This is a genomic window from Streptomyces sp. NPDC060028, assembly GCF_042736725.1.
Taxonomy (GTDB): domain Bacteria; phylum Actinomycetota; class Actinomycetes; order Streptomycetales; family Streptomycetaceae; genus Streptomyces.
Window position 1 is genome coordinate 44937 of record NZ_JBHWVJ010000036.1, and the last position, 25018, is coordinate 69954.

Below are 25018 nucleotides of genomic sequence, written 5' to 3' on the forward strand. Positions count from 1 at the left end.
GGTAGGACGGTTCGGGCGGAATCGGAATTTCCAGGGTGCACGCAAATGGCTTGCGTTATTTGCGCCCAGCTTGCGCAAGTCGTGACGGCATAAAAGTGCGGTCAGGGATGTAGACGACTCGGCAACGCTCTGCAATTCTCGCACCGCACCACGCAAATTCCTGTCTCACCTGGTTCAGAAAGCTCATGTCGAGGGACGAGGACATATGAGAAGGCACACCTGGAGATGGCGGGCCCTGGCCGCCCTGATCAGCACGGCCCTGTTGATGTTGGGCTGGCCCGCTCTGAACGCCGTCGCCGCCGGCGGACCGAGCGTCGCGGCGGGCCGCCCCGCCGCCGCGAGCAGCACCAACGGCGCCTACACGGCCGCCAACGTCACCGACGGCAACCAGACCACCTACTGGGAGAGCGCCGGCAGCACCTTCCCGCAGTGGGTGCAGACCGACCTGGGCGCCGCCACCCGCGTCGACCAGGTGGTGCTCAAACTGCCCGCCGCCTGGGAGAGCCGCAACCAGACCCTGTCCGTCCAGGGCAGCGCCGACGGCACCAGCTACAGCACCCTGGTGAACTCGGCGACGTACACCTTCGGCCCGGGCAACGGGAACGTCGTCTCCATCGCCTTCCCGGCCTCACAGACCCGGTACGTCCGGATCGACCTCACCGCCAACACGGGCTGGCAGGCCGCCCAGCTCTCCGAGCTGGAGGTCCACGCCCCCGGAGAGTCCTCGACGAACCTGGCGCTCGGCAAGACCCTCTCCGCGAGCAGCAGCACCCAGGTCTACGTCCCGGCCAACGCCAACGACGGCAACGCGGCCAGCTACTGGGAGAGCGTGAACAACGCCATGCCCCAGTGGCTCCAGGCAGACCTCGGCTCCTCCGTACGCGTGGACCGGGTGGTCCTGCGGCTGCCCGAAAACTGGGGCGCCCGCACCCAGACCCTGAAGATCCAGGGCAGCGCCAACGGCTCGGACTACACCGACCTGACCGCGTCCAAGACGTACGACTTCAATGCCGCCGGCGCGAACACGGTGACCATCACCTTCGACGCCGCGACCACCCGCCACCTCCGCGTCTGGATATCGGCGAACTCCGTGCAGCCCGGCGGCCAGCTCTCCGAGCTGGAGATCTACGGCCCGCAGACGGGGGACACCCAGGCGCCGACGGCCCCGGCCCAGCTCGCCTACACCGAGCCCGCCACCGGCCGGATCCAGCTCACCTGGCAGGCCTCCACCGACAACACCGGGGTCACGGGTTACGACGTCTACGCCAACAACCAGCTCCGCACCAGCGTGGCCGGAAACGCCACCGCCTACACCGACACCCAGCCCGCCAACGCGAGCGTGACCTACTACGTACGGGCCAAGGACGCGGCCGGCAACCAGTCGCCGAACAGCAACAGCGTGACCCGCGCGGGCGACACCGGTGACACCCAGGCCCCGACGACCCCCGGCTCCCTGACCCTCACCGAGCCGGCGGCGAGCCAGATCAGGCTCGCCTGGCAGCCCTCCAGCGACAACGTCGGCGTCACCGGTTACGAGGTGTACGCGAACAACGTGCTGCGCACCACGGTCGCGGGCAATGTCACCGCGTACACCGACAGCCAGCCCGCGAGCGCCACCGTGACCTACTTCGTGCGGGCCAAGGACGCGGCCGGCAACCGCTCCGGCGACAGCAACTCCGCGACCCGCAACGGAAGCGGAGGCGGCGGCTCGAACCTGGCCGTCGGCAAGCCCGTCACCGGCTCCTCCGTGATCCACACCTTCGTCGCGGAGAACGCCAACGACAACAGCACCGCCACCTACTGGGAGGGCGCGGCCGGCGCGTACCCCAGCACCCTGACCGTCAAGCTCGGTGCCAACGCCGACGTCGACCGCATCGTGCTGAAGCTGAACCCGGACAGCAGCTGGGGCGCCCGTACCCAGAACATCGAGGTCCTCGGCCGCGAGCAGAGGGCCTCGGGGATCGCCGCCCTGGTCGCCGCGAAGGACTACGTCTTCAACCCGGCGTCCGGCAACACCGTCACCATCCCGCTGACCGCCCGCGTCGCGGACGTCCAGCTGCGCTTCACCTCCAACACCGGCTCCTCCAACGGCCAGATCGCGGAATTCCAGGTCATCGGCGTCCCGGCGCCCAACCCCGACCTGGAGATCACCGCGCTGAGCGCCACCCCGGCCGCCCCGGTCGAGTCGGACTCCGTCACCGTGTCCGCCACCGTCAAGAACAGCGGGCCGGCCCCGGCCGCCGCCACCGCGGTCGCCTTCAAGCTCGGGGGCACGAAGGCCGCCTCGGCCGACGTTCCCGCCCTGGCCGCGGGGGCCACGGCCACCGTCACCGCCGGCATAGGTCCGCGCGACGCGGGTTCGTACCCCTTCAGCGCGATCGTCGACGAGGCGAACACGGTCATCGAGCAGAACGACACCAACAACACCTTCTCCGGATCCCCGCTGGTGGTCCGGCCGGTCGACAGCTCGGACCTGGTGGCCTCGGCCGTCAACTGGTCGCCGAGCGCCCCGTCCGCGGGCCAGGCGGTGGACTTCGTCGTCACCGTCAAGAACCAGGGCACCGTCGCGGCCGCCCCCGGTACGCACAACGTCACCCTCACCGTGCAGGACGCGGGCGGCGTCACCGTGCGCACCCTGACCGGATCCTTCGGCGGAGCACTCGCCGCCGGAGCCTCCACGGCCCCGATCGCACTCGGCAACTGGACCGCCGCCAACGGCAAGTACACCGTCAAGGTGGTCCTCGCCGACGACGCCAACGAACTGCCGGTCAAGCGCGCCAACAACACCTCCACCAAGCCCTTCTTCGTGGGCCGCGGGGCGAACATGCCCTTCGACATGTACGAGGCCGAGGACGCGGTCGTCGGCGGCGGGGCCAACGTGGTCGGCCCCAACCGCACCATCGGCGACATCGCGGGCGAGGCCTCCGGCCGCAAGGCCGTGAACCTGGACGCGACCGGCGAGTACGTCGAGTTCACCACCAGGGCAGCCACCAACACCCTGGTCACCCGGTTCTCGATCCCGGACGCCCCCGGCGGCGGTGGCATCGACTCCACGATCAACGTCTACGTGAACGGCACCCTCAAGAAGGCCCTGCCTCTGACCTCCAAGTACGCCTGGCTGTACGGGGCCGAGGCCTCCCCGGGGAACTCGCCGGGCGCCGGAGCCCCGCGGCACATCTACGACGAGGCCAACATCCTGCTGGGCGAGACCGTCCCGCAGGGCAGCAGGATCCGCCTCCAGAAGGACGCCGCCAACACCTCCACCTACGCCATCGACTTCGTGAGCCTGGAGCAGGCCGCGGCCCTCCCCAACCCGGACCCGGCGACCTACGCCGTGCCGGCCGGATTCACCCACCAGGACGTGCAGAACGCCCTGGACAAAGTCCGGATGGACGCCACCGGCAAGCTCGTGGGCGTCTACCTGCCGCCGGGCGAGTACGAGACGGCGAGCAAGTTCCAGGTGTACGGCAAGGCCGTGCAGGTCGTCGGCGCCGGACCGTGGTTCACCCGCTTCCACGCCCCGGCCTCCCAGGACAACACCGACATCGGCTGGCGGGCGGAGGGCACGGCCAAGGGCTCGTCCTTCACGGGCTTCGCCTACTTCGGCAACTACACGTCGAGGATCGACGGTCCCGGCAAGGTCTTCGACTTCTCCAACGTCACCGACATGACCATCGACAACATCTGGGACGAGCACACGGTGTGCCTCTACTGGGGCGCCAACACCGACCGGATCACCATCAAGAACTCGCGGATCCGCGACACGTTCGCCGACGGCGTCAACATGACCAAGGGCAGCACGGACAACCTCGTGGCGAACAACGAGGCCCGGTCGACGGGCGACGACAGCTTCGCGTTGTTCTCCGCGATCGACGCGGGCGGCGCGGACATGAAGAACAACGTCTACGAGAACCTGACCACGATCCTGACCTGGCGCGCGGCCGGTGTCGCCGTCTACGGCGGCTTCAACAACGCCTTCCGCAACGTCTACATCGCCGACACCCTCGTCTACTCGGGCATCACCATCAGCTCGCTGGACTTCGGGTATCCGATGAACGGCTTCGGGACCGACCCGACGACCTTCGAGAACATCTCGATCGTCCGCTCCGGCGGGCACTTCTGGGGGGCGCAGACCTTCCCCGGAATCTGGATCTTCTCGGCGTCGAAGGTGTTCCAGGGAATCCGGATCAACAACGTCGACATCATCGACCCGACGTACAGCGGAATCATGTTCCAGACGCAGTACGTGGGCGGACAGCCGGTCAATCCCATCAAGGACACCATCCTGAAGGACATCACCATCACCGGGGCGAAGAAGAGCGCGGACGCCTACGATGCCAAGTCCGGCTTCGGCCTCTGGGCGAACGAGATGCCCGAGGCGGGCCAGGGCCCCGCGGTGGGTGAGGTCACCATCCAGAACCTCAAGTTGAGCGACAACGCCGTGGACGTGCGGAACACGACCACGACCTTCAAGATCAAGCAACTGCCGTAGCGGGCAGGCTTCGCCAGTGCCGTCCGGGGCCTTCCCGGGCGGCACCGGATGACCGAAAATGCGGACCAAACTGGCTGTAATCGATCTGCAAGGAACTTGCATCGCTTGCGCTACTCTTGCGCTCATGACGCGACGACTTGCTCAAGTGGCGAAGAAGGTGGGGGTCAGCGAGGCAACGGTCAGCCGGGTGCTCAACGGCAAGCCGGGCGTCTCGGAGGCGACCCGCCAGTCCGTGCTCACCGCCCTGGACGTCCTCGGCTACGAGCGCCCCACCCAGCTGCGGGGCGAGCGCGCCCGGCTGGTCGGCCTGGTCCTGCCGGAGCTCCAGAATCCCATCTTCCCGGCTTTCGCCGAGGTCATCGGGGGCGCCCTGGCCCAGCAGGGACTGACCCCGGTCCTCTGCACGCAGACCACCGGCGGGGTCTCCGAGGCCGACTACGTCGAACTCCTGCTCCAGCAGCAGGTGTCCGGCGTCGTCTTCGCCGGAGGACTCTTCGCGCAGGCCGACGCCCCGCACGAGCACTACCGCCTGCTGTCCGACCGCAAGGTCCCGGTGGTGCTGATCAACGCCTCCATAGAGGACCTCGGCTTCCCCTGCGTGTCCTGTGACGACGCCGTGGCGGTCGAGCAGGCCTGGCGCCACCTGGTCTCCCTGGGCCACGAGCGCATCGGACTCGTGCTCGGCCCGCCCGACCACATTCCCTCCCTGCGCAAGCTGGTGGCCGCCCAGGCCGTCGCCGCGGCGGCCGGCACCGAGCTGCCCGCGGAGCACGTGGAGCGGGCCCTGTTCTCCCTGGAGGGCGGCCACGCGGCCGCCTCGCGGCTGCTCGACCGGGGGGTCACCGGCATCATCTGCGCGAGTGATCCGCTGGCCCTGGGCGCCGTACGGGCGGCCCGCCGCCGGGGGTTGGGCGTACCCCGGGACGTGTCCGTCGTGGGCTACGACGACTCGGCCTTCATGAATTGCACCGAGCCCCCGCTGACCACCGTCAGGCAGCCCATCGAGGCCATGGGCCGGGCCGCCGTGGAACTGCTCACCGCGCAGATCCAGGGCGCCGCCGTGCAGCCCGGCGAGCTGCTCTTCGAGCCCGAGCTGGTGGTCCGCGGCTCCACCGCGCAGGCCCCGCGCCACCGCCCGGAGTAGCGGCGCCGGCACGGCGCACCCCGTACGACAGGGCCCCGGAACGTCCAACAGGCGTTCCGGGGCCCTGTTTTGCGTTCCCGGCCCCCATGTCCGGCACAGAACTGTCAATCTCTTCCGGAATCTGCGCGAGATATTGCGTTCATCTGTGGGGGGTGGTTGAGTGTGCCGCGCTCGCCCCTGCACCCGCTTCCACGCCTCCTGCTCGATGCTCGAAGGGGACCACCGATGAGATCCGACATCCGCCGCATCACCGCGGCCGCCCTCGTCTCCGCGCTCGCCGTCACCGCCCTCGCGGCCTGCGGTACGAGCAGCAGCGGCGACGAAAAGAAGGAGCAGCCGTCCGGCGGTTCCACCGACGCCTCCGCCCCGCTCGACCCGAAGACCAAGGTCACCCTCTCCATCGACTGCATGCCGCCGGCGGCGAAGGCGGCCGAGCTCAAGGAGTGGAAGGAGGACGTCGCCGCGTTCAACAAGATCTACCCGAACGTGACGATCGACGGCCGCTCCACCCCCGGCCAGTGCCTGGAGCCCCCGCGCTTCACCGCGATGCTCAAGGCCAAGTCCCAGCCGGACGTCTTCTACGCCTACTTCACCGACCTGCAGCAGGTGCTGGACAACGACGGGGCCGAGGACATCTCGGCGTACGCCGACTCCAAGTCGGTGCCGGCGTTCGACGACATCGACAAGAACGTCGTGAACGTCCTCAAGCGGGACGGCAGGCTCTACGGCCTGCCCACCAGCAATTACACGATGGGCCTGCTGATCAACCGCAAGCTCTTCCAGCAGGCCGGCCTGAACCCGGACACTCCGCCGCGCACCTGGGACGAGGTCCGCGCGGCCGCCAAGAAGATCGCGGCCCTGGGCAACGGCACCGCGGGCTACGGCGAGTACAGCGTCGAGAACACCGGCGGCTGGCACTACACGGCCGCCATGTACGGCCTCGGCGGAGACGTCGTCCGCGCCGACGGCAAGGCCGCCTTCAACAATGCCACCGGCAAGCAGATCGTCGACAACCTGCACGCGATGCGCTGGGACGACGACAGCATGGGCAAGACCCAGCTGCTCAAGTGGGGTGACCTGCAGAAGCAGATGGCCTCGGACAAGCTGGGCATGTTCCTCGCCGCCCCCGACGACATCACCTACATGGTCCAGCAGCTCGGCGCCAAGTACGACAACTTCGGCATGGGCCCGATCCCCGGCGGCGCGGCCACCCTGGCCGGCGGCAACGGCTACATGATCAAGAAGGGCAGCTCGCCCGACAAGATCAAGGCGGCCGTCGCCTGGCTGAACTTCAAGACCCTCGCGGTCGGCAAGGGCCAGTTCCAGTACGACCGCAGCAAGGCCGACGGCCTGCCGGTCGGGCTTCCACAGCCCGCCTTCTTCACCGGCGCCAGCAAGACCAAGGACGCCGAGCTGAAGGCGGCGAGCGCCACCATGCCGGTGGCCAACTTCAAGGCCTTCCTGGACAACCCGGTCCCGGGCAAGGCGGAGCCCGCCAAGGCGCAAGAGGTCTACAAGGTCCTCGACAAGGTGATGTCGGGTGTCCTGGCCAACAAGGACGCCGATCCGGCGCAGCTCCTCACCGAAGCCGAGAAGGCGGTCAACCAGGTGCTGGCCAACCAGTAGCCGCCCCTGGCCGGGGGAGGGTCCGAGCGGTCCTCCCCGGCCCGGCCCCACCAGCCCCCGGCACCCGCCCGCGTACAGACGGCGACCACCAAGGAGCGGCGATGTCGGCCCCCACCCTGTCCGGTACCTCCCGCGAGGAGTTCGTCCGGGCGGTCAAGCGGAACCTCACGGCCCACGGCTTCCTGATCGGCGCCGTCCTGTGCTTCTCCTTCTTCTCCTGGTACCCGATGGTCCGGGAGTTCCTGCTGGCCTTCCAGAAGACCGAGGGCGGCGCCACCCGCTGGGTCGGCTGGGACAACTTCCGTTACGTCTTCAGCGACCCGAACTTCTGGCAGGCCTGGCGCAACACCCTGCTCTTCACCGGGCTGGCACTGGTCCTCGGCTTCGCCGTCCCCTTCGTCGTCTCCCTCGTGCTGAACGAGTTCCGGCACGCCCAGGGGTACTTGAGGCTTCTCGTCTACCTGCCGGTGATGCTGCCGCCGGTGGCCTCGATCCTGCTCTTCAAGTACTTCTACGACCCCGGGTACGGCATTTTCAACAGGGCGCTGGAATTCCTGCACCTGCCCGCGCAAGACTGGCTGCAATCCACCGATACCGCGATGCTCTCCGTCGTCATCGCTTCCACGTGGATGAACATGGGCGGCGCGACCCTGATCTACCTGGCCGCCCTCCAGGGGATCCCCGGCGAACTGTACGAAGCCGCCGAGCTCGACGGAGCCGGACTGCTGCGCAAGATCTGGCACGTCACCATCCCGCAGACCAAGCTCATCCTCTCGCTCATGCTGCTGATGCAGGTCATCGCGACGATGCAGGTGTTCGTCGAGCCGTTCATGCTGACCGGCGGCGCCGGCCCCGAGGGCTCGACCACCACCGTCGTCGTCCTCATCTACCAGTACGCCTTCAGCTTCAACCAGTACGGCGGCGCCGCGGCCCTGGGCCTGTGCCTGCTCGTCCTGCTCGCCGGCTTCTCCGCCGCGTACGTCCGGCTGAGCCGCGACAACGAGAACTGACCACGACCCGAGCAAAGACCCTAGAAGCAGCCGGGGAGCACCTCACATGGCAGAGCGCACGCTGATATCGCCGGCCCAACTCGGCCGTACCCGAGGCAAGATCGCCTACTGGACGCTCCTGGTCCTGGTCGTCGTCGGCTTCACCCTCGTCTTCCTCGGGCCCCTCTACTGGATGGTCGCCAACGGCCTCAAGAGCACCCAGGAGTTCACGCGGGTCCCGCCCACGCTGGTGCCGGACTCGCTGCACACCGACAACTACACGGCGGCCTGGAAGGTCATGGACCTCGCCAAGCTGCTCTTCAACACCCTCTACTACGCCTTCGGCGCCCTGGCCTTCCAGCTCGTGCTCGACGTGGCCGCCGCCTACTCGCTGTCCAAGCTGCGGCCCGTCTTCGGCAAGGCCGTCCTCGGCATGATGCTGGTCACCCTGATGATCCCGGCCACCGTCCTCGTCGTACCGCAGTACCTCACGGTCCTGGACATGCCGCTCATCCAGCGGAACCTGCTCAACTCACCCTGGGTGATCTGGCTGCCGTCCGTCACCAACGCCTTCAACATTTTCCTGCTGAAACGGTTCTTCGACTCCATCCCGCGCGAGATCCTCGACGCCGCCGCCATCGACGGCGCCGGCGCCCTGCGCACCCTGCGCTCCGTGGTCCTGCCCATGTCCCGGCCCGTCCTCGGCGTAGTGTCGATCTTCGCGATCGTCGGGGTCTGGAAGGACTTCCTCTGGCCCATGCTCACGCTCCCCGACCCGGCCCTGCAGACGCTCAATGTCGGCATCTACTCGCTGGCCAGGGGAGTTCCCGAGAACCATCTCGTCGCCGCGCTCGCGATGGCCTGCGCACCCACACTCGTCATCTTCCTGATCTTCCAGCGCAACATCATGAGCGGTCTGACGGCAGGTTCCCTCAAGGGCTGACCACCCGGAACCCCGACGAGCGCCGCCGCGCCCGGCCGCCCCCGTACAAGGACACCCGCGAAAGGACCCCATCCGTGGCTGACTTTCCCCTGCCCCGAAACGCCGCCGACTGGTGGCGTTCGGCCGCCATCTACCAGGTGTACGTGCGCAGCTTCGCCGACGGCGACGGGGACGGCACCGGTGACCTCGCGGGCGTCCGGGCCCGTCTCCCGTACCTCGCCGAACTGGGCATGGACGCCCTGTGGTTCACCCCCTGGTACCTCTCCCCGCTGGCCGACGGCGGCTACGACGTGGCCGACTACCGCACCATCGACCCCGCCTTCGGCACCCTCGCCGAAGCCGAGAAGCTCATCTGCGAAGCCCGCGAGCTGGGCATCCGCACCATCGTCGACATCGTCCCGAACCACGTGTCCGACCAGCACGCCTGGTTCAAGGCTGCCCTGGCCGCCGGCCCCGGCAGCCCCGAGCGGCAGCTCTTCCACTTCCGCCCCGGCCGCGGCGAGCACGGCGAACTGCCGCCAGGGGACTGGCCCTCGCAGTTCAACGGCGCCGCCACGTGGACGCGGGTAGCGGACGGGGAGTGGTACCTGCACCTGTTCACCCCGCAGCAGCCCGACCTCAACTGGGGCCATCCGGCGGTCCGCCGCGAGCACGAGGAAGTGCTGCGCTTCTGGTTCGATCGGGGCGTGGCCGGGGTACGCATCGACTCCGCGGCCCTGCTCGCCAAGGACCCGGCCCTGCCCGACCTGGCCGGCCGCTCACCCGCGCCCTGGCCGGGGGAGATCCACCCGTACATCGACCGCGACGAACTGCACGACATCTACCGCTCCTGGCGCGCCGTCGCCGACGAGTACGGGGCCGTCTTCGTCGGCGAGGTCTGGCTGCCGGACTCCGAGCGCTTCGCCCGCTACCTGCGGCCCGACGAACTGCACACCGCCTTCAACTTCTCCTTCCTCAGCTGCCCCTGGGACGCGGGCCGGCTGCGCACCTCCATCGAGGAGACCCTCGCCGAGCACGCGCCCGTCGGGGCCCCGGCCACCTGGGTGCTGTGCAACCACGACGTGACCCGTACGGTCACCCGCTACGGGCGCGCCGACACCGGCTTCGACTTCGCCGCCAAGGCCTTCGGGACCCCGACCGACCTGGCGCTCGGCACCCGGCGGGCGCGCGCCGGGGCCCTGCTGACGCTCGCCCTGCCCGGCGCGGTGTACGTCTACCAGGGCGAGGAACTGGGGCTCCCGGAAGCCGAGATACCGCTCGGCCGGATCCAGGACCCCATGCACGTGCGCTCCGGCGGCGTCGACCCGGGGCGCGACGGGTGCCGGGTGCCGCTCCCGTGGACCGCCGAGCCGTGGCGCGACCCCTGGCTGCCGCAGCCCGCGGGGTGGGCGGCGTACGCGGCGGACCGTCAGGACGGCGACCCGGACTCCATGCTCACCCTCTACCGCACGGCCCTCGCGCTGCGCCGGGCCGCGGCGGGCTTCGGCGGCGGCTCGATGCGGTGGCTGGAGGCGGTGCCCGGGGTGCTGGCCTTCGACCGCCCCGACGGGCTGGTCTGCGTGGTCAACCTGTCGCCGGATCCGGTGGCGCTCCCGGCCCACACGAGCCTCCTGCTGAGCAGTACCACCCTGGACGACACGGGACTGCTTCCGCGGGACACGGCGGTCTGGCTGCGGACCTGACGCCGCGGCCGAACCGCCGGCACCACGGGGGGACCGCCGCCCGTCACGGCATCGGCTGGGGCGGGCGCGGCCCGATGTACTGCCCGCTCGGCCGCATGCGCAGCGGCCGTTCCTGGTACTCCTCCAGTGCGTGCGCGATCCAGCCCGCCGTGCGGGCCACCGCGAACAGCGTCTCCCCGGCCTCCGCGGCCATCCCGCACGAGACGGTCAGCACGGACAGCGCCAGATCCACGTTGGCGTGCAGCCCACCCCCGTGCCGGGCCATCACCCCTGCCACCTCACGGGCCGCGGCCAGTGCCGGCCCCGCCTGCTCCAGCCCCTCCAGCCGCGCGAACAAGGCCGTCGCCCGGGGGTCCTCGCCCCGGTACAGCCGGTGCCCGAGGCCCGGCACCCGGCGCCCCGCACGCAGGTACTCCGCGACCACCGGCGCCGCCCCGCCGCGCTCCAGCACCTCCACCAGCATCCGGTGCGCGAGCCGGCCGGCCGCGCCGTGCAGGGGCCCCTCCAGGGCGCCGAGCCCGGCCGACACCGCCGCGTACGGATGTGCGCGCGCCGACGCGGCGACCCGTACGGCCAACGTCGAGGCGGCCAGATCGTGGTCGGTGAGCAGCCCCAGTGCCAGGTCCAGCACGGCCAGGGCGTCCGGGTCCGGCTCCCGCTCCGTCAGCCGTGCCCACAACCGGCGGGCCAGCCTGCCGTCACCGCCCCACCGCTGCGCTGCGAGCTCGGGCAGTGCGCCGACCAGGGTGGGGATCAGGCAGCGCGCGGAGCCCAGTACGGACTCCTCGGACAGGTCGAAGCGCAGCGGATCGGCCACCGCGGCGGCCGCGACGGCGACCCGCAGCCGGTCGACCGGACCGCTGTGCTCCGGCAGCGCGGCCACCGCCCGACGAGCGGCGGCCAGGGGCTCCGGGGGAGCGGTGAACAGGGCCCCGGGCACCAGTTTCCCGGTCCAGAGCCACTCGGCGACCTCCTCGTAGCGGTACCGGGAGGCCAGCTCCACGGCGTCCACGCCCCGGAACCAGAACCGGTCGGAATCGATGAGCGTGAGCGAGGTGCGTACGGAGAACTCCCCGGTGGGTGCGGCCGCCTCGCGCCGGCTGCGCAGGGCCAGCGCCTCCACCTCGCCCGCGTCGAAGCTGCTGCCACGCCCGACCGGGTCGCGGCGGCTCGTGAGCTGGCCGCGGCTGACGTACGCGTACACGGTCGCGGGTTTCACGCCGAGCAGTTCCGCCGTCTGCCGGGTGCTCAGGCGCCGTCCGCCGCCATCCTGGTCGTCCATGACCGCCACCCTATACATATTGATTCAATCAATATTGACAACGATCCAGTCAAACATGGATGGTCGATCCATGAACACCACCGTCGAAGTACCCCGCGGTCTCGCGGGAGTCGTGGTCACCGAGACCCAGCTCGGGGACGTCCGGGGCCGTGAAGGCTTCTACCACTACCGCCAGTACTCGGCCGTCGAACTCGCCGCGAGCCGCGGCTTCGAGGACGTGTGGCACCTGATGTTCCGCGGCACGCTGCCCGCCGACGCCGCCGAGCGGGCCGCCTTCGCCGCCGAGATCGCCCCGCTGCGCCGACTGCCCGCCGAGGTGCGGGAGGCGCTGCCCGCCCTGGCCCGGGCCACCGCCCTCGCCGGGCCGCTCGCGGGGCTGCGTACCGCGCTCTCCCTGCTCGGCGCCTGCGCCGGCTTCCGCCCGGTGTACGACCTCGGCCCCGAGCGCCGGGCCGCCGACGCGCTGGCCGCCTGCGCGGCCGTACCGACCCTGCTCACCGCACTGCACCGGCTCGGGCAGGGGCTGGAGCCGGTGGAGCCGCGCGAGGACCTCCCGTACGCCGCCAACTACCTGTACATGCTGACGGGCGAGGAGCCCGACCCGGTCAGGGCCCGCGCGGTCGAGCAGTACCTGATCTCCACGATCGACCACGGTTTCAACGCCTCCACCTTCACCGCACGTGTGATCGCCTCCACCGGCGCCGACATCGCGGCCTGCCTCACCGGGGCGATCGGCGCGCTCTCCGGGCCGCTGCACGGCGGGGCGCCCAGCCGGGCCCTGGACACCCTGGACGCCATCGGCACGGCCGAGCGGATCGACCCGTGGATCCGCGAGCGCGTGCTGGCCGGGGACCGGATCATGGGCTTCGGGCACCCCGTGTACCGCACCGAGGACCCCCGCTCGCGCATGCTGCGTGACATCGCCCGCGGCTTCGGCGGCCCGCTCGTCGACTTCGCCGTGGAGGTCGAGCAGCAGGTCGAGAGCATCCTCGCCGAGCTCAAGCCGGGGCGCGAGCTCCACACCAACGTCGAGTTCTACGCGGGCGTGGTCATGGAACTGTGCGGGCTGCCGCGCGAGATGTTCACCCCGACCTTCTGCGCGGCCCGCGTGGTCGGCTGGAGCGCGAACATCCTGGAGCAGGCCGCCGATTCGAAGATCATCCGTCCGGCCGCCCGCTACACCGGCCCCACCCCGCCCCAGCCGGTGCCGCCGCTCGGCTGACGGCAGGGCGCCGGTCGCGACGGCGCCTGGTTACGATCGGGCGGGTGAACAGCAGGCAGCCCATCCCCGTCGTCGTCCTCGCCGGATTCCTCGGATCCGGCAAGACCACCGTGCTCAACCACCTCCTCGGCAACCGCGGCGGCACCCGGATCGGGGTCGTCGTCAACGACTTCGGGTCGATCGAGATCGACGCGATGTCGGTGGCCGGCCAGGTCGGGGACTCGATGGTCTCCCTCGGCGGCGGCTGCCTGTGCTGCGCGGTGGACGGCAGCGAACTGGACGCGTACCTGGAGAAGCTCGCCGCGCCCGTGCACCGCATCGACGTGATCGTCATCGAGGCGAGCGGGCTGGCGGAGCCCCAGGAGATGGTCCGGATGCTCATGGCCAGCGAGAATCCGGACATCCGCTACGGCGGGATGGTGGAGGTCGTGGACGCGGCGGAGTTCGACGCGACCCGGGACAAGCACCCCGAGACCGACCGCCACCTCGCCGTCGCCGACCTGGTGGTGCTCAACAAGGCCGACCGGGTGGACGCCGCCGAGCGGGCGCGCATCGAGGGCGTACTGAGCACGCTCTGCGCTCCGGGAACCCCGGTCATCGGCGCCGACCACGGGCGGATCGACCCGGAGCTGCTCTTCGACCGCCGCCCGTGGACCGAGACCCGCGGGCAGCTCTCCTTCGAGGACCTGCTCGCCGAGGCGGACGAGCACGAACACGGGCACGAGCACGGGCAGGAGCACGAGCACGGGCGCGCCCCCTGCGGACATGCGCACGCGGCCTACGAGAGCGTCGGTTTCGTGTCCGAGCAGGCGCTCTCCCCGCGCCGGTTCATCGACTTCCTGGACCGCCGCCCGGCCGGGCTCTACCGGATCAAGGGCTTCGTCTACTTCGGCGTCCCCGGCCACGAGGAGTGCTACGAGGTCCACGCGGTCGGCCGCTTCCTCCGCTTCGCCCCGCGGCCCTGGGGCCGCGACGAGCCGCGCCTGACCCAGCTCGTCCTGATCGGCTCCGGCACCGACGGGCCCGCACTCCTGGGCGAACTGGGCGCCTGCCGCGAGGAGTCCCCGCGGCGGCTCGGCCCGGAGAGCATGTGGGGCGTCCTGCGATACGTCGCCCGGCGCGAGCCGGAGCGGGAAACCGGGGGCGACGCCGGGGCCGAAGCCGGACCCGAGGCCGGACCCGAGGCCGAGGAGTCCTGGCCCGAGGAGCCCTAGGCGACCTCGACGCCGTGTTCGCGCAGCAGGTCCTCCAGGCCGGCTCGGTAGCCCTTGCCGCCGATCACGAAGTCCCAGTCGTCGTTCGCGCGGCGGCGGAACGAGCCGAGGACCAGGGCGGTTTCGCCCGCGCGCCCGTCCGACACCTCCAGGCGGCCCAGCTCCTCGCCCGTGGCGCCGAGCAGGCGGACGTGCGCGTCGGTGAAGCCCGCCAGGTCGGCGTGCGGATCGGCCTCGGGGTCGATCGCGGCGACGAGGACCAGCCGGTCCGCGCGCTGGGGGAGGTCCTCGAAGGAGACCTCCAGCGCGGCCTTGTCGGGCGCGGCGTGCGCGCGGGTGCGTACCGAACCGTCCGGAGTGCGCGGGTTGTTGAAGAACACGAAATGGTCCTCGCTCAGCACCCGGCTGCCCTCGCAGACGAGCGCGCACACGTCGAGCGCGACCGACCCCGCCCAGGACATGCCCAGCACGTTGTACTCCGAGGGTGCGGCGGGCGCCGGCTCGGGCGTCCGCTGGGCCGGTACGGAGGAGCCCGCGCGCCCGCCCGCGCGCCCGCCCGTACCCCCGCCGAGCCGTCCCCGCAGCCCGTACTGGTGCAGCAGCTCCACGAGCTCGGCCCCGGGAACCAACTCCAACGGCTTGCCGTTGGCAAAGGTGTACGACCCGGGACCGAAGGACGAAGTGGTGACCAGCACGCCCTTGTTGGCCCCCGCGTCCTGGACCGTGCCGTACAGGTCACGTACCGCCGTCGGCGGCACGGTGTTGCGGTAGCGCTTGACCTGGACCACGATCCGCCCGCCCCGGATCGGGGCCGGGTCCAGCGCCTCGACGTCGACACCGCCGTCCCCCGAGCGCTGCGTGGTCACCGCCTCCATGCCCATCGCCCGGAACAGCTCCGCGACCAGGTTCTCGAAGGCGATCGGGTCCATCGCGAAGAGGTCGGGCTCGTCCTCGCCGTCCTCCACGTGCCCGCCGTGGCTGACGACGCCCCCGGAGCCGCCGACCTCGCAGGGCCTGCGACCGGCCCGTACGGCGGTCAGCTGGTCCGGGCGCGCCGACAGCTGCCCGCGCAACCCCTCGACCAGGCAGTCCACCGCGCTCACCTGCTCCAGCCGCAGTCCGGTGAAGGCGGAGCGCGCCGCCGACACCGTGGCCAGGACGAGCCGCGCCTCCCGGCCCGTCACCGGATCGTGGTCGTCCACGAAGCCGTTGACCACCACCGAGTCCAGTACGCCGAACTCGTCCGCCGCGTACAGCTCGCGCACCACCAGCAGGACGCACTGGGCCAGCAGGTCCCGGTACAGGCCGCGGCGCTGCGTGGCCGGTCGGGCCGTCTCCTTGTCCTGGTCCGTGCCCGGCACGTACCGCACCGACTTGGTCTCCGGGACCACCTCGTACCGCGGCAGCTCCCAGTCCAGCACCAGCTGCCGCGCCGCGGGATCGTACGCCGCCGAGACCTGGCGCGCCAGCTCCTCGGGCCAGGCCGTGGAGGCGTACAGGGCCGCCGAGAAGTACTCGACCGCGGCCTCCGCGTCGCCCGCCCGCAGCGCGGTCGCGAGCTCGGTCAGCCCGTCGTTGTGCCGGCGTACCCCGGCGAGCTGCTCGGCCGCCCACCGGTCGTACTGCTCCCGGTAGGCCGCCAGTTGCCCGCGCCGCTCGGTCTCCGCCGCGTGCGCGGCCTGCCAGGCCTGCGTGTAGCGGGCGTGCGCCTCGCGCTCCGCCTGGGCGCGCCGCCCGGCGCCCGGCAGCCAGCCGCCCGGCTGCTGGAACTGCTCCATGCGGGGCATCGGCACCGGATGCCCCAGATTCCCGGGGTTGAAGGGTTCGAGCGCCTCGGGCCGCCGCACCAGGTCGGCCACCCGGAAGGCGGGGGCCCGGCAGCCCGCGGCCAGCAGGCCCTGCAGGGCGGCGACGTCCGCGTCGATCCGCTCCGTACGCCGCCGGGCCTCGGCCTCGCGGCGCTGGCGGTAGGCCGCCTGCTGCTCGCGCTGCCCCCGGGCCACGTCCCGTTCGTATGCGCGCCGGCGGCGCTCGGCCTCCCGCTGCTGGATCAGCTGCGTACGCTGCTGCCGGCGCTGGGCCTCGGCCCAGTCCCCGATCAATCCGCCCGACCGACGACTCATCAGCTTTCTTCCCCCGCCCGCCCGCAAGCACCAACGGGAAAACACTAGTCGGTGCTTCCGGGCGGAGCGGGGCGCTTGCGGCAGGGGCGGGGCGTCGCGGCCCGTGGACCGTGGCGCCCCGCCCCGTCGGCGTACGTCCTACAGCGCGGCTCCCGCCAGAGCCGTGACGACGGCGGGCAGCGCGGCCCCCGAACCGTCCCGGCGCGGGTCCATGCCCGGCAGCTCGGCCGGCGTGCCGTTCGCGACCGCCGCGCGGACCGGCGAAGCGCCGGCCCAGGCCAGTACCAGCAGGTCCTCGCCCTTCAGGAACCGCTGGCAGCGCACGCCGCCCGTGGCCCGTCCCTTGCGCGGGTACTGGTCGAACGGGGTCAGCTTGCCGGACAGCATCGAGTCGTCCAGCGTCCCGTGCGAGCCCGCCACGGTGAACACCACGGCGTCCCGGGCCGGGTCCACGGCCGAGAAGTGGATGACCTTCGCGTTGTCGGCGAGCTTGATGCCCGCCATACCGCCCGCCGGGCGGCCCTGCGGGCGCACCTGGCCCGCCGGGTAGCGCAGCAGCTGGGCGTCGTCCGTGATGAAGACCAGGTCCTCCTCGCCCGTGCGCAGCTCGACCGCGCCGACGACCCGGTCTCCGTCCTTGAGGGTGATGACTTCCAGCTCGTCCTTGTTGGCCGGGTAGTCCGGCACGACCCGCTTGACCACGCCCTGCTCGGTGCCGAGCGCCAGACCCTGGCCGGACTCGTCCAGCGAGGTCAGGCAGATGACCTTCTCATCGGCTTCCAGACCGGAGAGGAACTCCGAGACCGGCGCGCCGCCCGCGAGGTTCGGCGCGGCGTGCGTGTCCGGCAGCTGAGGCAGGTCGATCACCGACAGCCGCAGCAGCCGCCCGTACGAGGTGACGGCGCCGACATCGGCCCGGGCGGTCGCGGCGACCTGCGAGACGATCAGGTCGTGCTTCGCGCGGCCCCCGCCCTCGTCCTCGGGCAGCGGGTCGGCGTTCGCCGTGCGGGCCAGCAGGCCGGTGGAGGAGAGCAGCACCCGGCAGGGGGTGTCGGCGACCTCCAGCGGAACCGCCGCGACCGGCGTGCCCGCCGACTCCAGGAGCACCGTACGACGCTCGGTGCCGAACTTCTTCGCGACCGCGGCCAGTTCGGTGGAGACCAGCTTGCGCAGCTCGGTGTCGGAGTCGAGGATCCCGCTCAGCTCGTCGATCTCACCGGTCAGCCGGTCGCGCTCGGACTCCAGCTCGATCCGGTCGAAGCGGGTGAGCCGGCGCAGCGGGGTGTCCAGGATGTACTGCGTCTGGATCTCGCTCAGCGAGAAGCGCTCGATCAGCCGCTGCTTGGCCTGGGCCGAGTTGTCGCTGTCGCGGATGAGGCGGATGACCTCGTCGATGTCGAGCAGGGCCACCAGCAGGCCCTCGACCAGGTGCAGGCGGTCGCGCCGCTTGCCGCGGCGGAACTCGCTGCGCCGCCGCACGACCTCGAAGCGGTGGTCGAGGTAGACCTCCAGCAGCTCCTTGAGGCCCAGCGTCAGCGGCTGTCCGTCGACCAGCGCGACGTTGTTGATGCCGAAGGACTCCTCCATCGGCGTCAGCTTGTAGAGCTGCTCCAGCACGGCCTCCGGGTGGAAGCCGTTCTTGATCTCGATGACCAGGCGCAGTCCGTGCGAGCGGTCGGTGAGGTCCTTGACGTCGGCGATGCCCTGGAGCTTCTTCGAGCCGACCAGGTCCTTGATCTTCGCGATGACCTTCTCGGGGCCGACCGTGAAGGGCAGTTCCGTGACGACCAGGCCCTTGCGGCGCGGCGTCACGTTCTCCACGGCCACCGTCGCGCGGATCTTGAAGGTGCCGCGGCCGTTCTCGTACGCGTCCTTGATGCCCGCGAGGCCGACGATCCGGCCGCCCGTGGGCAGGTCGGGACCCGGCACGAAGCGCATCAGCGCCTCCAGGTCCGCCTGCGGGTGGCGGATCAGGTGCCGGGCGGCCGCGATGACCTCGCCGAGATTGTGCGGGGCCATGTTGGTGGCCATGCCGACCGCGATCCCGGACGCGCCGTTGACCAGCAGGTTCGGGTAGGCCGCGGGCAGCGCGACCGGCTCCCGCTCCTGGCCGTCGTAGTTCGCGGTGAAGTCGACGGTGTCCTCGTCGATCGACTCCGTCATCAGTGACGCGGCGTCGGCCATCTTGCACTCGGTGTAGCGCATCGCGGCCGGCGGGTCGTCATTGCCGAGCGAGCCGAAGTTGCCGTGGCCGTCGACGAGCGGCAGCCGCATGGAGAAGGGCTGGGCCATGCGCACGAGGGCGTCGTAGATGGAGGCGTCGCCGTGCGGGTGCAGCTTGCCCATGACCTCGCCGACGACGCGGGCGCACTTCACGTAGCCGCGGTCGGGGCGCAGGCCCATCTCGTTCATCTGGTAGACGATGCGGCGGTGCACCGGCTTCATGCCGTCCCGGGCGTCGGGCAGGGCACGGGAGTAGATCACCGAGTACGCGTACTCGAGGAAGGAGCCCTGCATTTCGTCGACGACGTCGATGTCGAGGATCTTCTCCTCGAAATCCTCCGGCGGCGGGGTCTTCGTGCTGCGGCGGGCCATCGCTGCGCGGCTCCTTAACCAAGAATCGGGATGAGCTGGGTCTCACGGGGGGCTGTGCTGGGTCTTGCTCGGTCCTGCGGGGTGTCTCTCGACGGTCTGACGCGGACCATTGTGGCCCGAGCCACCGACAACGCCGACTCCGACCCAGGAGTGAGCCGGGAACTTCTCCGGTCGCCGACGCGCTTGCATACAGTGGCAGGTCTGACAGAAATCTCTGCATCGCGATCGAAGGGACCACATGCCCATGGGTCACACGGCCACAGCTCAGGCCGGCTCCGGCGGCCTGACAGCGACCGAGCACCGGCTGGCCAACGGCCTGCGCGTGGTGCTTTCCGAGGACCACCTGACCCCGGTCGCCGCGGTCTGCCTCTGGTACGACGTCGGCTCGCGCCACGAAGTCAAGGGGCGCACCGGCCTGGCTCACCTCTTCGAGCACCTGATGTTCCAGGGCTCGGCGAGCGTACCGGGCAACGGGCACTTCGAGCTGGTCCAGGGTGCCGGCGGCTCCCTGAACGGCACCACCAGCTTCGAGCGCACCAACTACTTCGAGACGATGCCGACCCACCAGCTGGAGCTCGCGCTGTGGCTGGAGGCGGACCGCATGGGCTCGCTGCTCGCCGCCCTGGACGACGAGTCCATGGAGAACCAGCGCGACGTCGTCAAGAACGAGCGCCGCCAGCGGTACGACAACGTCCCGTACGGTACGGCTTTCGAGAAGCTGACCGCCCTGGCGTACCCCGAGGGCCACCCGTACCACCACACCCCGATCGGCTCCATGGCCGACCTGGACGCCGCGTCCCTGGAGGACGCGCGCGACTTCTTCCGCACGTACTACGCACCCAACAACGCGGTGCTGTCGGTCGTCGGCGACATCGACCCCGAGCGGACGCTCGCCTGGATCGAGAAGTACTTCGGCACCATCCCCTCGCACGACGGCAAGCAGCCGCCGCGCGACGGCTCGCTGCCCGAGGTGATCGGCGCGCAGCTGCGCGAGGAGATCGTCGAGGAGGTGCCGGCGCGTGCGCTGATGGCCGCCTACCGGCTCCCGCACGACGGCACCCGCGAGTGCGACGCCGCGGACGTGGCGCTGACCGTCCTGGGCGGCGGCGAGTCCTCGCGGCTGCACAACCGCCTGGTACGCCGCGACCAGACGGCCGTCGCGGCCGGTTTCGGCATGCTGCGGCTGGCCGGTGCGCCCTCGCTCGGCTGGCTGGACGTCAAGACCTCCGGCGGCGTGGAGGTGCCCGACATCGAGTCGGCCGTCGACGAGGAGCTCGCGCGGTTCGCCGCCGAGGGCCCGACGGCCGAGGAGATGGAGCGGGCCCAGGCACAGCTGGAGCGCGAGTGGCTGGACCGGCTGAGCACGGTGGCCGGCCGCGCCGACGAACTGTGCCGCTTCGCGGTGCTGTTCGGCGACCCGCAGCTGGCGCTGACCGCCGTCCAGCGCGTCCTCGACATCACCGCCGAGGAGGTGCAGGCCGTGGCCGCGGCCCGACTGCGCCCGGACAACCGCGCGGTGCTGGTCTACGAGCCGCTGGCCGGTTCGGACGCCGACGAGTCCGACGAGTCCGACGAGTCCGACGAGTCCGACGAGAGCAACGAGAACGAGGGGGCGGAGCAGTGAGCGACACCGCAGCCGTCACGATGACCTTCCACCCGCAGCCGCAGCCCGGCGAGCCGCAGCCGTGGGCCTTCCCGGCCCCCGACCGCGGGGTGATGCCGGGCGGCCTGACCGTGCTGCGCTGCCACCGCCCGGGCCAGCAGGTGGTGGCGGTCGAGATCAACCTCGCCGCCCCGCTGGACGCCGAGCCCGAGGGCCTGGACGGCGTGGCCACCATCATGGCCCGCGCGCTGTCCGAGGGCACCGACAAGCACTCCGCCGAGGAGTTCGCGGCCGAGCTGGAGCGCTGCGGCGCCACCCTCGACGCGCACGCCGACCACCCGGGCATCCGGGTCTCCCTGGAAGTGCCGGTCTCCCGGCTGCCCAAGGCGCTCGGCCTGCTCGCCGAGGCCCTGCGCGCGCCCGCCTTCGCCGACTCCGAGGTGGACCGGCTGGTGCGCAACCGGCTCGACGAGATCCCGCACGAGCTGGCCAACCCCCAGCGCCGCGCCGCCAAGCAGCTCTCCAAGGAGCTCTTCCCGGCCTCGCTGCGGATGTCCCGCCCGCGACAGGGCACCGAGGACACGGTCGCCCGTATCGACTCGGCGGCCGTACGCGCCTTCTACGAGGCCCACGTACGCCCCGCCACCGCCACCGCGGTGGTCGTCGGCGACCTGACCGGGGTCGACCTGGACGCGGTCCTGGCCGACACCCTGGGCTCCTGGACCGGCGACTTCGCGGAGCCGCTGCCGGTGCCGCCGGTGACCGCCGACGACACCGGCCGTGTGGTCATCGTCGACCGGCCCGGCGCGGTCCAGACGCAGTTGCTGATCGGCCGCATCGGCCCGGACCGGCACGACCGGGTCTGGGCGCCCCAGGTGCTCGGCACGTACTGCCTGGGCGGCACCCTCACCTCGCGCCTGGACAAGGTGCTGCGCGAGGAGAAGGGGTACACCTACGGCGTGCGCGCCTTCGGCCAGGTGCTGCGCTCCACCGCCGACGGCAAGGGCGCCTCGATGCTCGCCATCAGCGGCTCGGTGGACACCCCGAACACCGGCCCGGCGCTGGAGGACCTCTGGAAGGTGCTCCGCACCCTCGCGGAGGGCGGCCTGACCGATGCCGAACGGGACGTGGCGGTACAGAACTTGGTGGGCGTGGCCCCCCTGAAGTTCGAGACGGCCGCCTCGGTCGCCGGCACCCTCGCCGACCAGGTCGAGCAGGAGCTGCCGGACGACTACCAGGCTCAGTTGTACGCGCGGCTCGCCGAAACCGGCACGGTGGAGGCGACTTCGGCGGTCGTCAGCGCCTTCCCGGTGGACCGGCTGGTCACGGTGCTCGTGGGCGACGCCGCACAGATCGAGGAGCCGGTGCGCGCCCTCGGGATCGGTGACGTGAGCGTCGTCACCAACTGATCGGCACGGCGGCGCCGCGCGGGTGCTGCCCACCGACGGACGGCGGCCCAACTGGGCGGCATGCAGGGGGCTTCGGCGGCTTGTCCGTCGGGGCCCCTTTTGTCCGTTTAGGGGTGAGGTTGCTTGTATGTTCTGTGGCGTACGCAACAAAAAGCCGCGTCTGTTTGGCGATTGACTGATGATCCGCCTAGCGTCGGCCGTGCTGTTCGTCAGTCGTACCCGCCGCGCCCCGCGGCACCGGACAGCGATCGCCGAGTCCCCGTCAGGCGCGAGCCTGGGGAGCCGGGGACCCACATCAGTCCCTGGGGTGAATCGGACCGCCTCGCAAGAGGAGGCCCGTAGGAGACCTTCCTGCTCCGAACCCGTCAGCTAACCCGGTAGGCGAGAGGGAAGGAAAGGATCAGCCCCTTCATGGCGTTTGGCAGTCGTGCCGCCGGTAAGCACCGTGGTTCCAGTCGTCTGAGCCGCAAGACCGCCGGCTACGCCGGCATAGCCGCCCTCGCCACCACTGGTGTCGTCGGCTCCCTGGCCGGTCCCGCGTTCGCCGCGGACCAGGCCGCCCCCTCCATCGAGGACACCGGCCTGAACACCATCGTGGTGGCCGAGGACCTCGCGGGCGAGATCGAGGCCCAGGCCCAGTCCCAGCAGCGCGCCGCCGAGGCCGCCGCCGCCAAGGCGCAGGCCGAGGCCGACGCCAAGCAGCGGGCCGCCGAGGCCAAGCGCGTGGCCGAGGCCCGGGCGCAGGAAGAGCGTGACGCCGCCGAGCGCGCGGCCCGCGAGGAGGAGCGCAAGCGCCTCAACACCTTCGTCGCCCCCGTCGAGGACTCCTACGTCAGCACCCAGTGGCACGCGGGCGGCGGCATGTGGTCCTCCGGCAGCCACACCGGCATCGACTTCCACGCGGCCACCGGCACCACGGTCCACGCCGTGGGCGCGGGCACCGTGGTCGAGTCGGGCCAGGGCGGCGCGTACGGCAACAACATCGTCATCAAGCACGCCGACGGCACCTACACCCAGTACGGCCACCTGTCCGTGCTGAGCGTCTCCGTCGGCCAGCAGGTCGCCGCGGGCCAGCAGATCGGCCTGTCGGGCTCCACCGGCAACTCCAGCGGCCCGCACCTGCACTTCGAGGCCCGCACCGGCGCCGACTACGGCTCGGACATCGACCCGGTCGCGTACCTGCGCCAGCACGGCGTCACCGTCTGACCCGCCCGCACGACATCCGCGAAGGCCCCGGCTCCCCGAGCCGGGGCCTTCGCGTTGTGTGAATGTTTCGTATTTCCGGCCGTCCTCGGAAATCATCGTGTGTTGCCATAGAGTTGCACGCATCAATGACGTCGGCAGTCGGAAATAGGCGGAGGTCCGGTCTTGCGTATTCCCGCGCACGCGGTGTGCACAGCAATTCGCGACGACATCGTCTCCGGGGTGTTCGGGCCGGGCAGCCGGCTCACCGAAGAGGTGCTGGCCCGCCGGTACGGAGTCTCGCGCGTCCCGGTGCGCGAGGCGCTGCGCACGCTGGAGTCCGAGGGCTTCGTGACGACCCGTCGGCACGCGGGCGCCTGTGTGGCGGAGCCGACCGAGCAGGAGGCCGCGGACCTCCTGGAGCTGCGGATGCTGCTGGAGCCGCTGGCCGCCGCCCGGGCCGCGCGGCGGCGTACGGAGGCCCACCTCAAGGTGCTCCGCGGGCTGGTCCGGCTGGGGCAGGAGCGGGCGAAGCGGGGCCAGGGGGAGGATCTGCGCTCCCTGGGCGGCTGGTTCCACGAGACCCTCGCGCAGGCCTCCGGCAGTCCGGGGCTGATCGCGCTGCTCACGCAGATGCGGCACAAGGTCGCCTGGATGTACGCGGTGGAGGCCCCGGCGCGGCCGGTGGAGTCCTGGGCGGAGCACGGGGCGATCGTGGACGCGGTGGCGCGCGGTGACGCGGAGCGGGCCCGGGCGCTCACCGCGATCCACGCGGACCGGGCGGCCGGGGCGCACCGGATGCGGGTGAGGACTTCGCAACCTGCCGTAAACATGGCGAGCGGCCCGCATTAACAAATGCCGTATACAAAGGACGGATATTCGCGCGGCGCCGGGCAATTCGCGGTTCCGCGCTATTTTCGGCCGGTGCGAGCGGCTGGAATTCTGCTATTCCCGGACCGGTCGGGGGGTCCGGCGGTCCGGGAAAAGCAGTGAAGCCGTGGCCGCCGGTATTCCGGTGGCCACGGCTTCGCCGTACGAGCAGTAACGGCAGTAACGGCAGCAACTGCAGTCGAGCCGTACGAGCCAATGCGAACCGTACGAGCCGAACGAGCCGAACCCGAGGGGTCAGACGGTCTCGGGGAGCTCCTCGAGACCCTCGGCGACCAGCTTCGCGAGGCGCTCCAGCGCAGCCTCGGCGCCTTCGGCGTCGGACGCGAGGACGATCTCCTCGCCGCCCTGGGCGCCCAGGCCCAGAACCGCCAGCATGGAAGCGGCGTTGACGGGGTCGCCGCCGGCCTTCGCGATGGTCACCGGGACGCCGGAAGCGGTCGTCGCGCGGACGAAGATCGAGGCGGGACGAGCGTGCAGGCCCTCGGCCCACCCGACGTTGACGCGGCGCTCTGCCATGGTGATGCCCTTCAGGTTCTTACGGTTGTCTAGACCAGTCTCTCACGACGCCCGGAATGCTCCGACCGACCTTCGGCCTGAATCTCCCTGCCGTTCGGCCCTCCC

At 71.1% G+C, this 25018-nt stretch carries 16 protein-coding genes and 1 riboswitch; of the genes, 12 read left to right on the plus strand and 4 right to left on the minus strand.

Annotation, left to right across the window (positions count from 1 at the left end; all coding sequences use genetic code 11):
* Window positions 1-205 precede the first annotated feature (205 nt).
* The 6 genes from ACFWBF_RS19600 (at window position 206) to ACFWBF_RS19625 (ending at window position 10876) form a co-directional block, all read left to right on the plus strand.
* A complete protein-coding gene (locus ACFWBF_RS19600) occupies window positions 206-4492 on the plus strand; it encodes a discoidin domain-containing protein (protein ID WP_385603113.1) in 4287 nt (1428 codons plus the stop codon).
* A gap of 124 nt (window positions 4493-4616) precedes the next feature.
* Window positions 4617-5636, plus strand: a complete 1020-nt coding sequence (locus ACFWBF_RS19605; RefSeq protein ID WP_385603116.1) for a LacI family DNA-binding transcriptional regulator — start codon at window positions 4617-4619, stop codon at window positions 5634-5636.
* Window positions 5637-5861: 225 nt separating this feature from the next.
* The gene (locus tag ACFWBF_RS19610) at window positions 5862-7262 is read left to right on the plus strand and encodes an ABC transporter substrate-binding protein (protein ID WP_385603119.1); all 1401 of its coding nucleotides are present in this window, start codon (window positions 5862-5864) and stop codon (window positions 7260-7262) included.
* Between the two features lie 101 nt (window positions 7263-7363).
* Window positions 7364-8272, plus strand: a complete 909-nt coding sequence (locus ACFWBF_RS19615; protein ID WP_385603122.1) for a carbohydrate ABC transporter permease — start codon at window positions 7364-7366, stop codon at window positions 8270-8272.
* Between the two features lie 46 nt (window positions 8273-8318).
* The gene (locus ACFWBF_RS19620) at window positions 8319-9194 is read left to right on the plus strand and encodes a carbohydrate ABC transporter permease (protein ID WP_385603125.1); all 876 of its coding nucleotides are present in this window, start codon (window positions 8319-8321) and stop codon (window positions 9192-9194) included.
* A 74-nt stretch (window positions 9195-9268) separates the two neighbouring features.
* Window positions 9269-10876, plus strand: coding sequence for a glycoside hydrolase family 13 protein (locus ACFWBF_RS19625; protein ID WP_385603128.1), 1608 nt, complete (start codon window positions 9269-9271; stop codon window positions 10874-10876).
* 43 nt (window positions 10877-10919) lie between these two features.
* Here the strand turns inward: ACFWBF_RS19625 and ACFWBF_RS19630 are convergent, their stop codons facing one another.
* Window positions 10920-12158, minus strand: a complete 1239-nt coding sequence (locus ACFWBF_RS19630; RefSeq protein WP_385603129.1) for a citrate/2-methylcitrate synthase — start codon at window positions 12156-12158, stop codon at window positions 10920-10922.
* A 70-nt stretch (window positions 12159-12228) separates the two neighbouring features.
* Between ACFWBF_RS19630 and ACFWBF_RS19635 the strand changes: the two genes are divergently transcribed.
* Entirely contained in the window at window positions 12229-13380 is a 1152-nt protein-coding gene (locus ACFWBF_RS19635; RefSeq protein ID WP_385603132.1) for a citrate synthase/methylcitrate synthase, read from the plus strand.
* Between the two features lie 44 nt (window positions 13381-13424).
* Window positions 13425-14594, plus strand: a complete 1170-nt coding sequence (locus ACFWBF_RS19640; protein WP_385603135.1) for a CobW family GTP-binding protein — start codon at window positions 13425-13427, stop codon at window positions 14592-14594.
* Here ACFWBF_RS19640 and ACFWBF_RS19645 read toward each other — a convergent pair.
* Together ACFWBF_RS19645 and ACFWBF_RS19650 are read right to left on the minus strand one after the other, a co-directional pair.
* A complete protein-coding gene (locus ACFWBF_RS19645; RefSeq protein WP_385603138.1) occupies window positions 14591-16717 on the minus strand; it encodes a restriction endonuclease in 2127 nt (708 codons plus the stop codon). The two genes, ACFWBF_RS19640 and ACFWBF_RS19645, sit on opposite strands and share 4 nt — an antisense overlap.
* A gap of 138 nt (window positions 16718-16855) precedes the next feature.
* Window positions 16856-19312 (minus strand): DNA topoisomerase (ATP-hydrolyzing) subunit A, encoded by a 2457-nt coding sequence (locus tag ACFWBF_RS19650; RefSeq protein ID WP_385603141.1) that lies wholly within the window; start codon window positions 19310-19312, stop codon window positions 16856-16858.
* A gap of 244 nt (window positions 19313-19556) precedes the next feature.
* On the opposite strand from ACFWBF_RS19650, the gene ACFWBF_RS19655 reads away from it, so the two are divergent.
* From ACFWBF_RS19655 to ACFWBF_RS19670, 4 genes are all read left to right on the plus strand, one after another.
* Window positions 19557-20936: a M16 family metallopeptidase gene (locus tag ACFWBF_RS19655; protein ID WP_385603144.1), complete on the plus strand. Its 1380-nt coding sequence runs from the start codon at window positions 19557-19559 to the stop codon at window positions 20934-20936.
* Between the two features lie 20 nt (window positions 20937-20956).
* Complete coding sequence (locus tag ACFWBF_RS19660) at window positions 20957-22324, plus strand: M16 family metallopeptidase (RefSeq protein ID WP_385603169.1); 1368 nt, start codon at window positions 20957-20959, stop codon at window positions 22322-22324.
* A 239-nt stretch (window positions 22325-22563) separates the two neighbouring features.
* Window positions 22564-22723: riboswitch (cyclic di-AMP (ydaO/yuaA leader) on the plus strand.
* A gap of 12 nt (window positions 22724-22735) precedes the next feature.
* Window positions 22736-23530 carry a M23 family metallopeptidase gene (locus ACFWBF_RS19665; protein ID WP_385603147.1) on the plus strand — a complete coding sequence of 265 codons (795 nt, stop codon included), beginning with the start codon at window positions 22736-22738 and terminating at the stop codon, window positions 23528-23530.
* 162 nt (window positions 23531-23692) lie between these two features.
* Window positions 23693-24358 carry a GntR family transcriptional regulator gene (locus ACFWBF_RS19670; RefSeq protein WP_385603150.1) on the plus strand — a complete coding sequence of 222 codons (666 nt, stop codon included), beginning with the start codon at window positions 23693-23695 and terminating at the stop codon, window positions 24356-24358.
* A 273-nt stretch (window positions 24359-24631) separates the two neighbouring features.
* On the opposite strand, the gene ACFWBF_RS19675 is transcribed toward ACFWBF_RS19670, so the two are convergent.
* Window positions 24632-24913, minus strand: coding sequence for an HPr family phosphocarrier protein (locus tag ACFWBF_RS19675; protein WP_385603153.1), 282 nt, complete (start codon window positions 24911-24913; stop codon window positions 24632-24634).
* Window positions 24914-25018: the final 105 nt, after the last annotated feature.

Coding starts and splice junctions, on each gene's coding strand:
- ACFWBF_RS19615 (WP_385603122.1), top strand. CDS start 7,364: ATGTCGGCCCCCACCCTGTCCGGTACCTCCCGCGAGGAGTTCGTCCGG.
- ACFWBF_RS19665 (WP_385603147.1), top strand. CDS start 22,736: ATGGCGTTTGGCAGTCGTGCCGCCGGTAAGCACCGTGGTTCCAGTCGT.
- ACFWBF_RS19600 (WP_385603113.1), top strand. CDS start 206: ATGAGAAGGCACACCTGGAGATGGCGGGCCCTGGCCGCCCTGATCAGC.
- ACFWBF_RS19605 (WP_385603116.1), top strand. CDS start 4,617: ATGACGCGACGACTTGCTCAAGTGGCGAAGAAGGTGGGGGTCAGCGAG.
- ACFWBF_RS19610 (WP_385603119.1), top strand. CDS start 5,862: ATGAGATCCGACATCCGCCGCATCACCGCGGCCGCCCTCGTCTCCGCG.
- ACFWBF_RS19630 (WP_385603129.1), bottom strand. CDS start 12,158: ATGGACGACCAGGATGGCGGCGGACGGCGCCTGAGCACCCGGCAGACG.
- ACFWBF_RS19645 (WP_385603138.1), bottom strand. CDS start 16,717: ATGAGTCGTCGGTCGGGCGGATTGATCGGGGACTGGGCCGAGGCCCAG.
- ACFWBF_RS19620 (WP_385603125.1), top strand. CDS start 8,319: ATGGCAGAGCGCACGCTGATATCGCCGGCCCAACTCGGCCGTACCCGA.
- ACFWBF_RS19660 (WP_385603169.1), top strand. CDS start 20,957: ATGACCTTCCACCCGCAGCCGCAGCCCGGCGAGCCGCAGCCGTGGGCC.
- ACFWBF_RS19635 (WP_385603132.1), top strand. CDS start 12,229: ATGAACACCACCGTCGAAGTACCCCGCGGTCTCGCGGGAGTCGTGGTC.
- ACFWBF_RS19655 (WP_385603144.1), top strand. CDS start 19,557: ATGGGTCACACGGCCACAGCTCAGGCCGGCTCCGGCGGCCTGACAGCG.
- ACFWBF_RS19675 (WP_385603153.1), bottom strand. CDS start 24,913: ATGGCAGAGCGCCGCGTCAACGTCGGGTGGGCCGAGGGCCTGCACGCT.
- ACFWBF_RS19650 (WP_385603141.1), bottom strand. CDS start 19,312: ATGGCCCGCCGCAGCACGAAGACCCCGCCGCCGGAGGATTTCGAGGAG.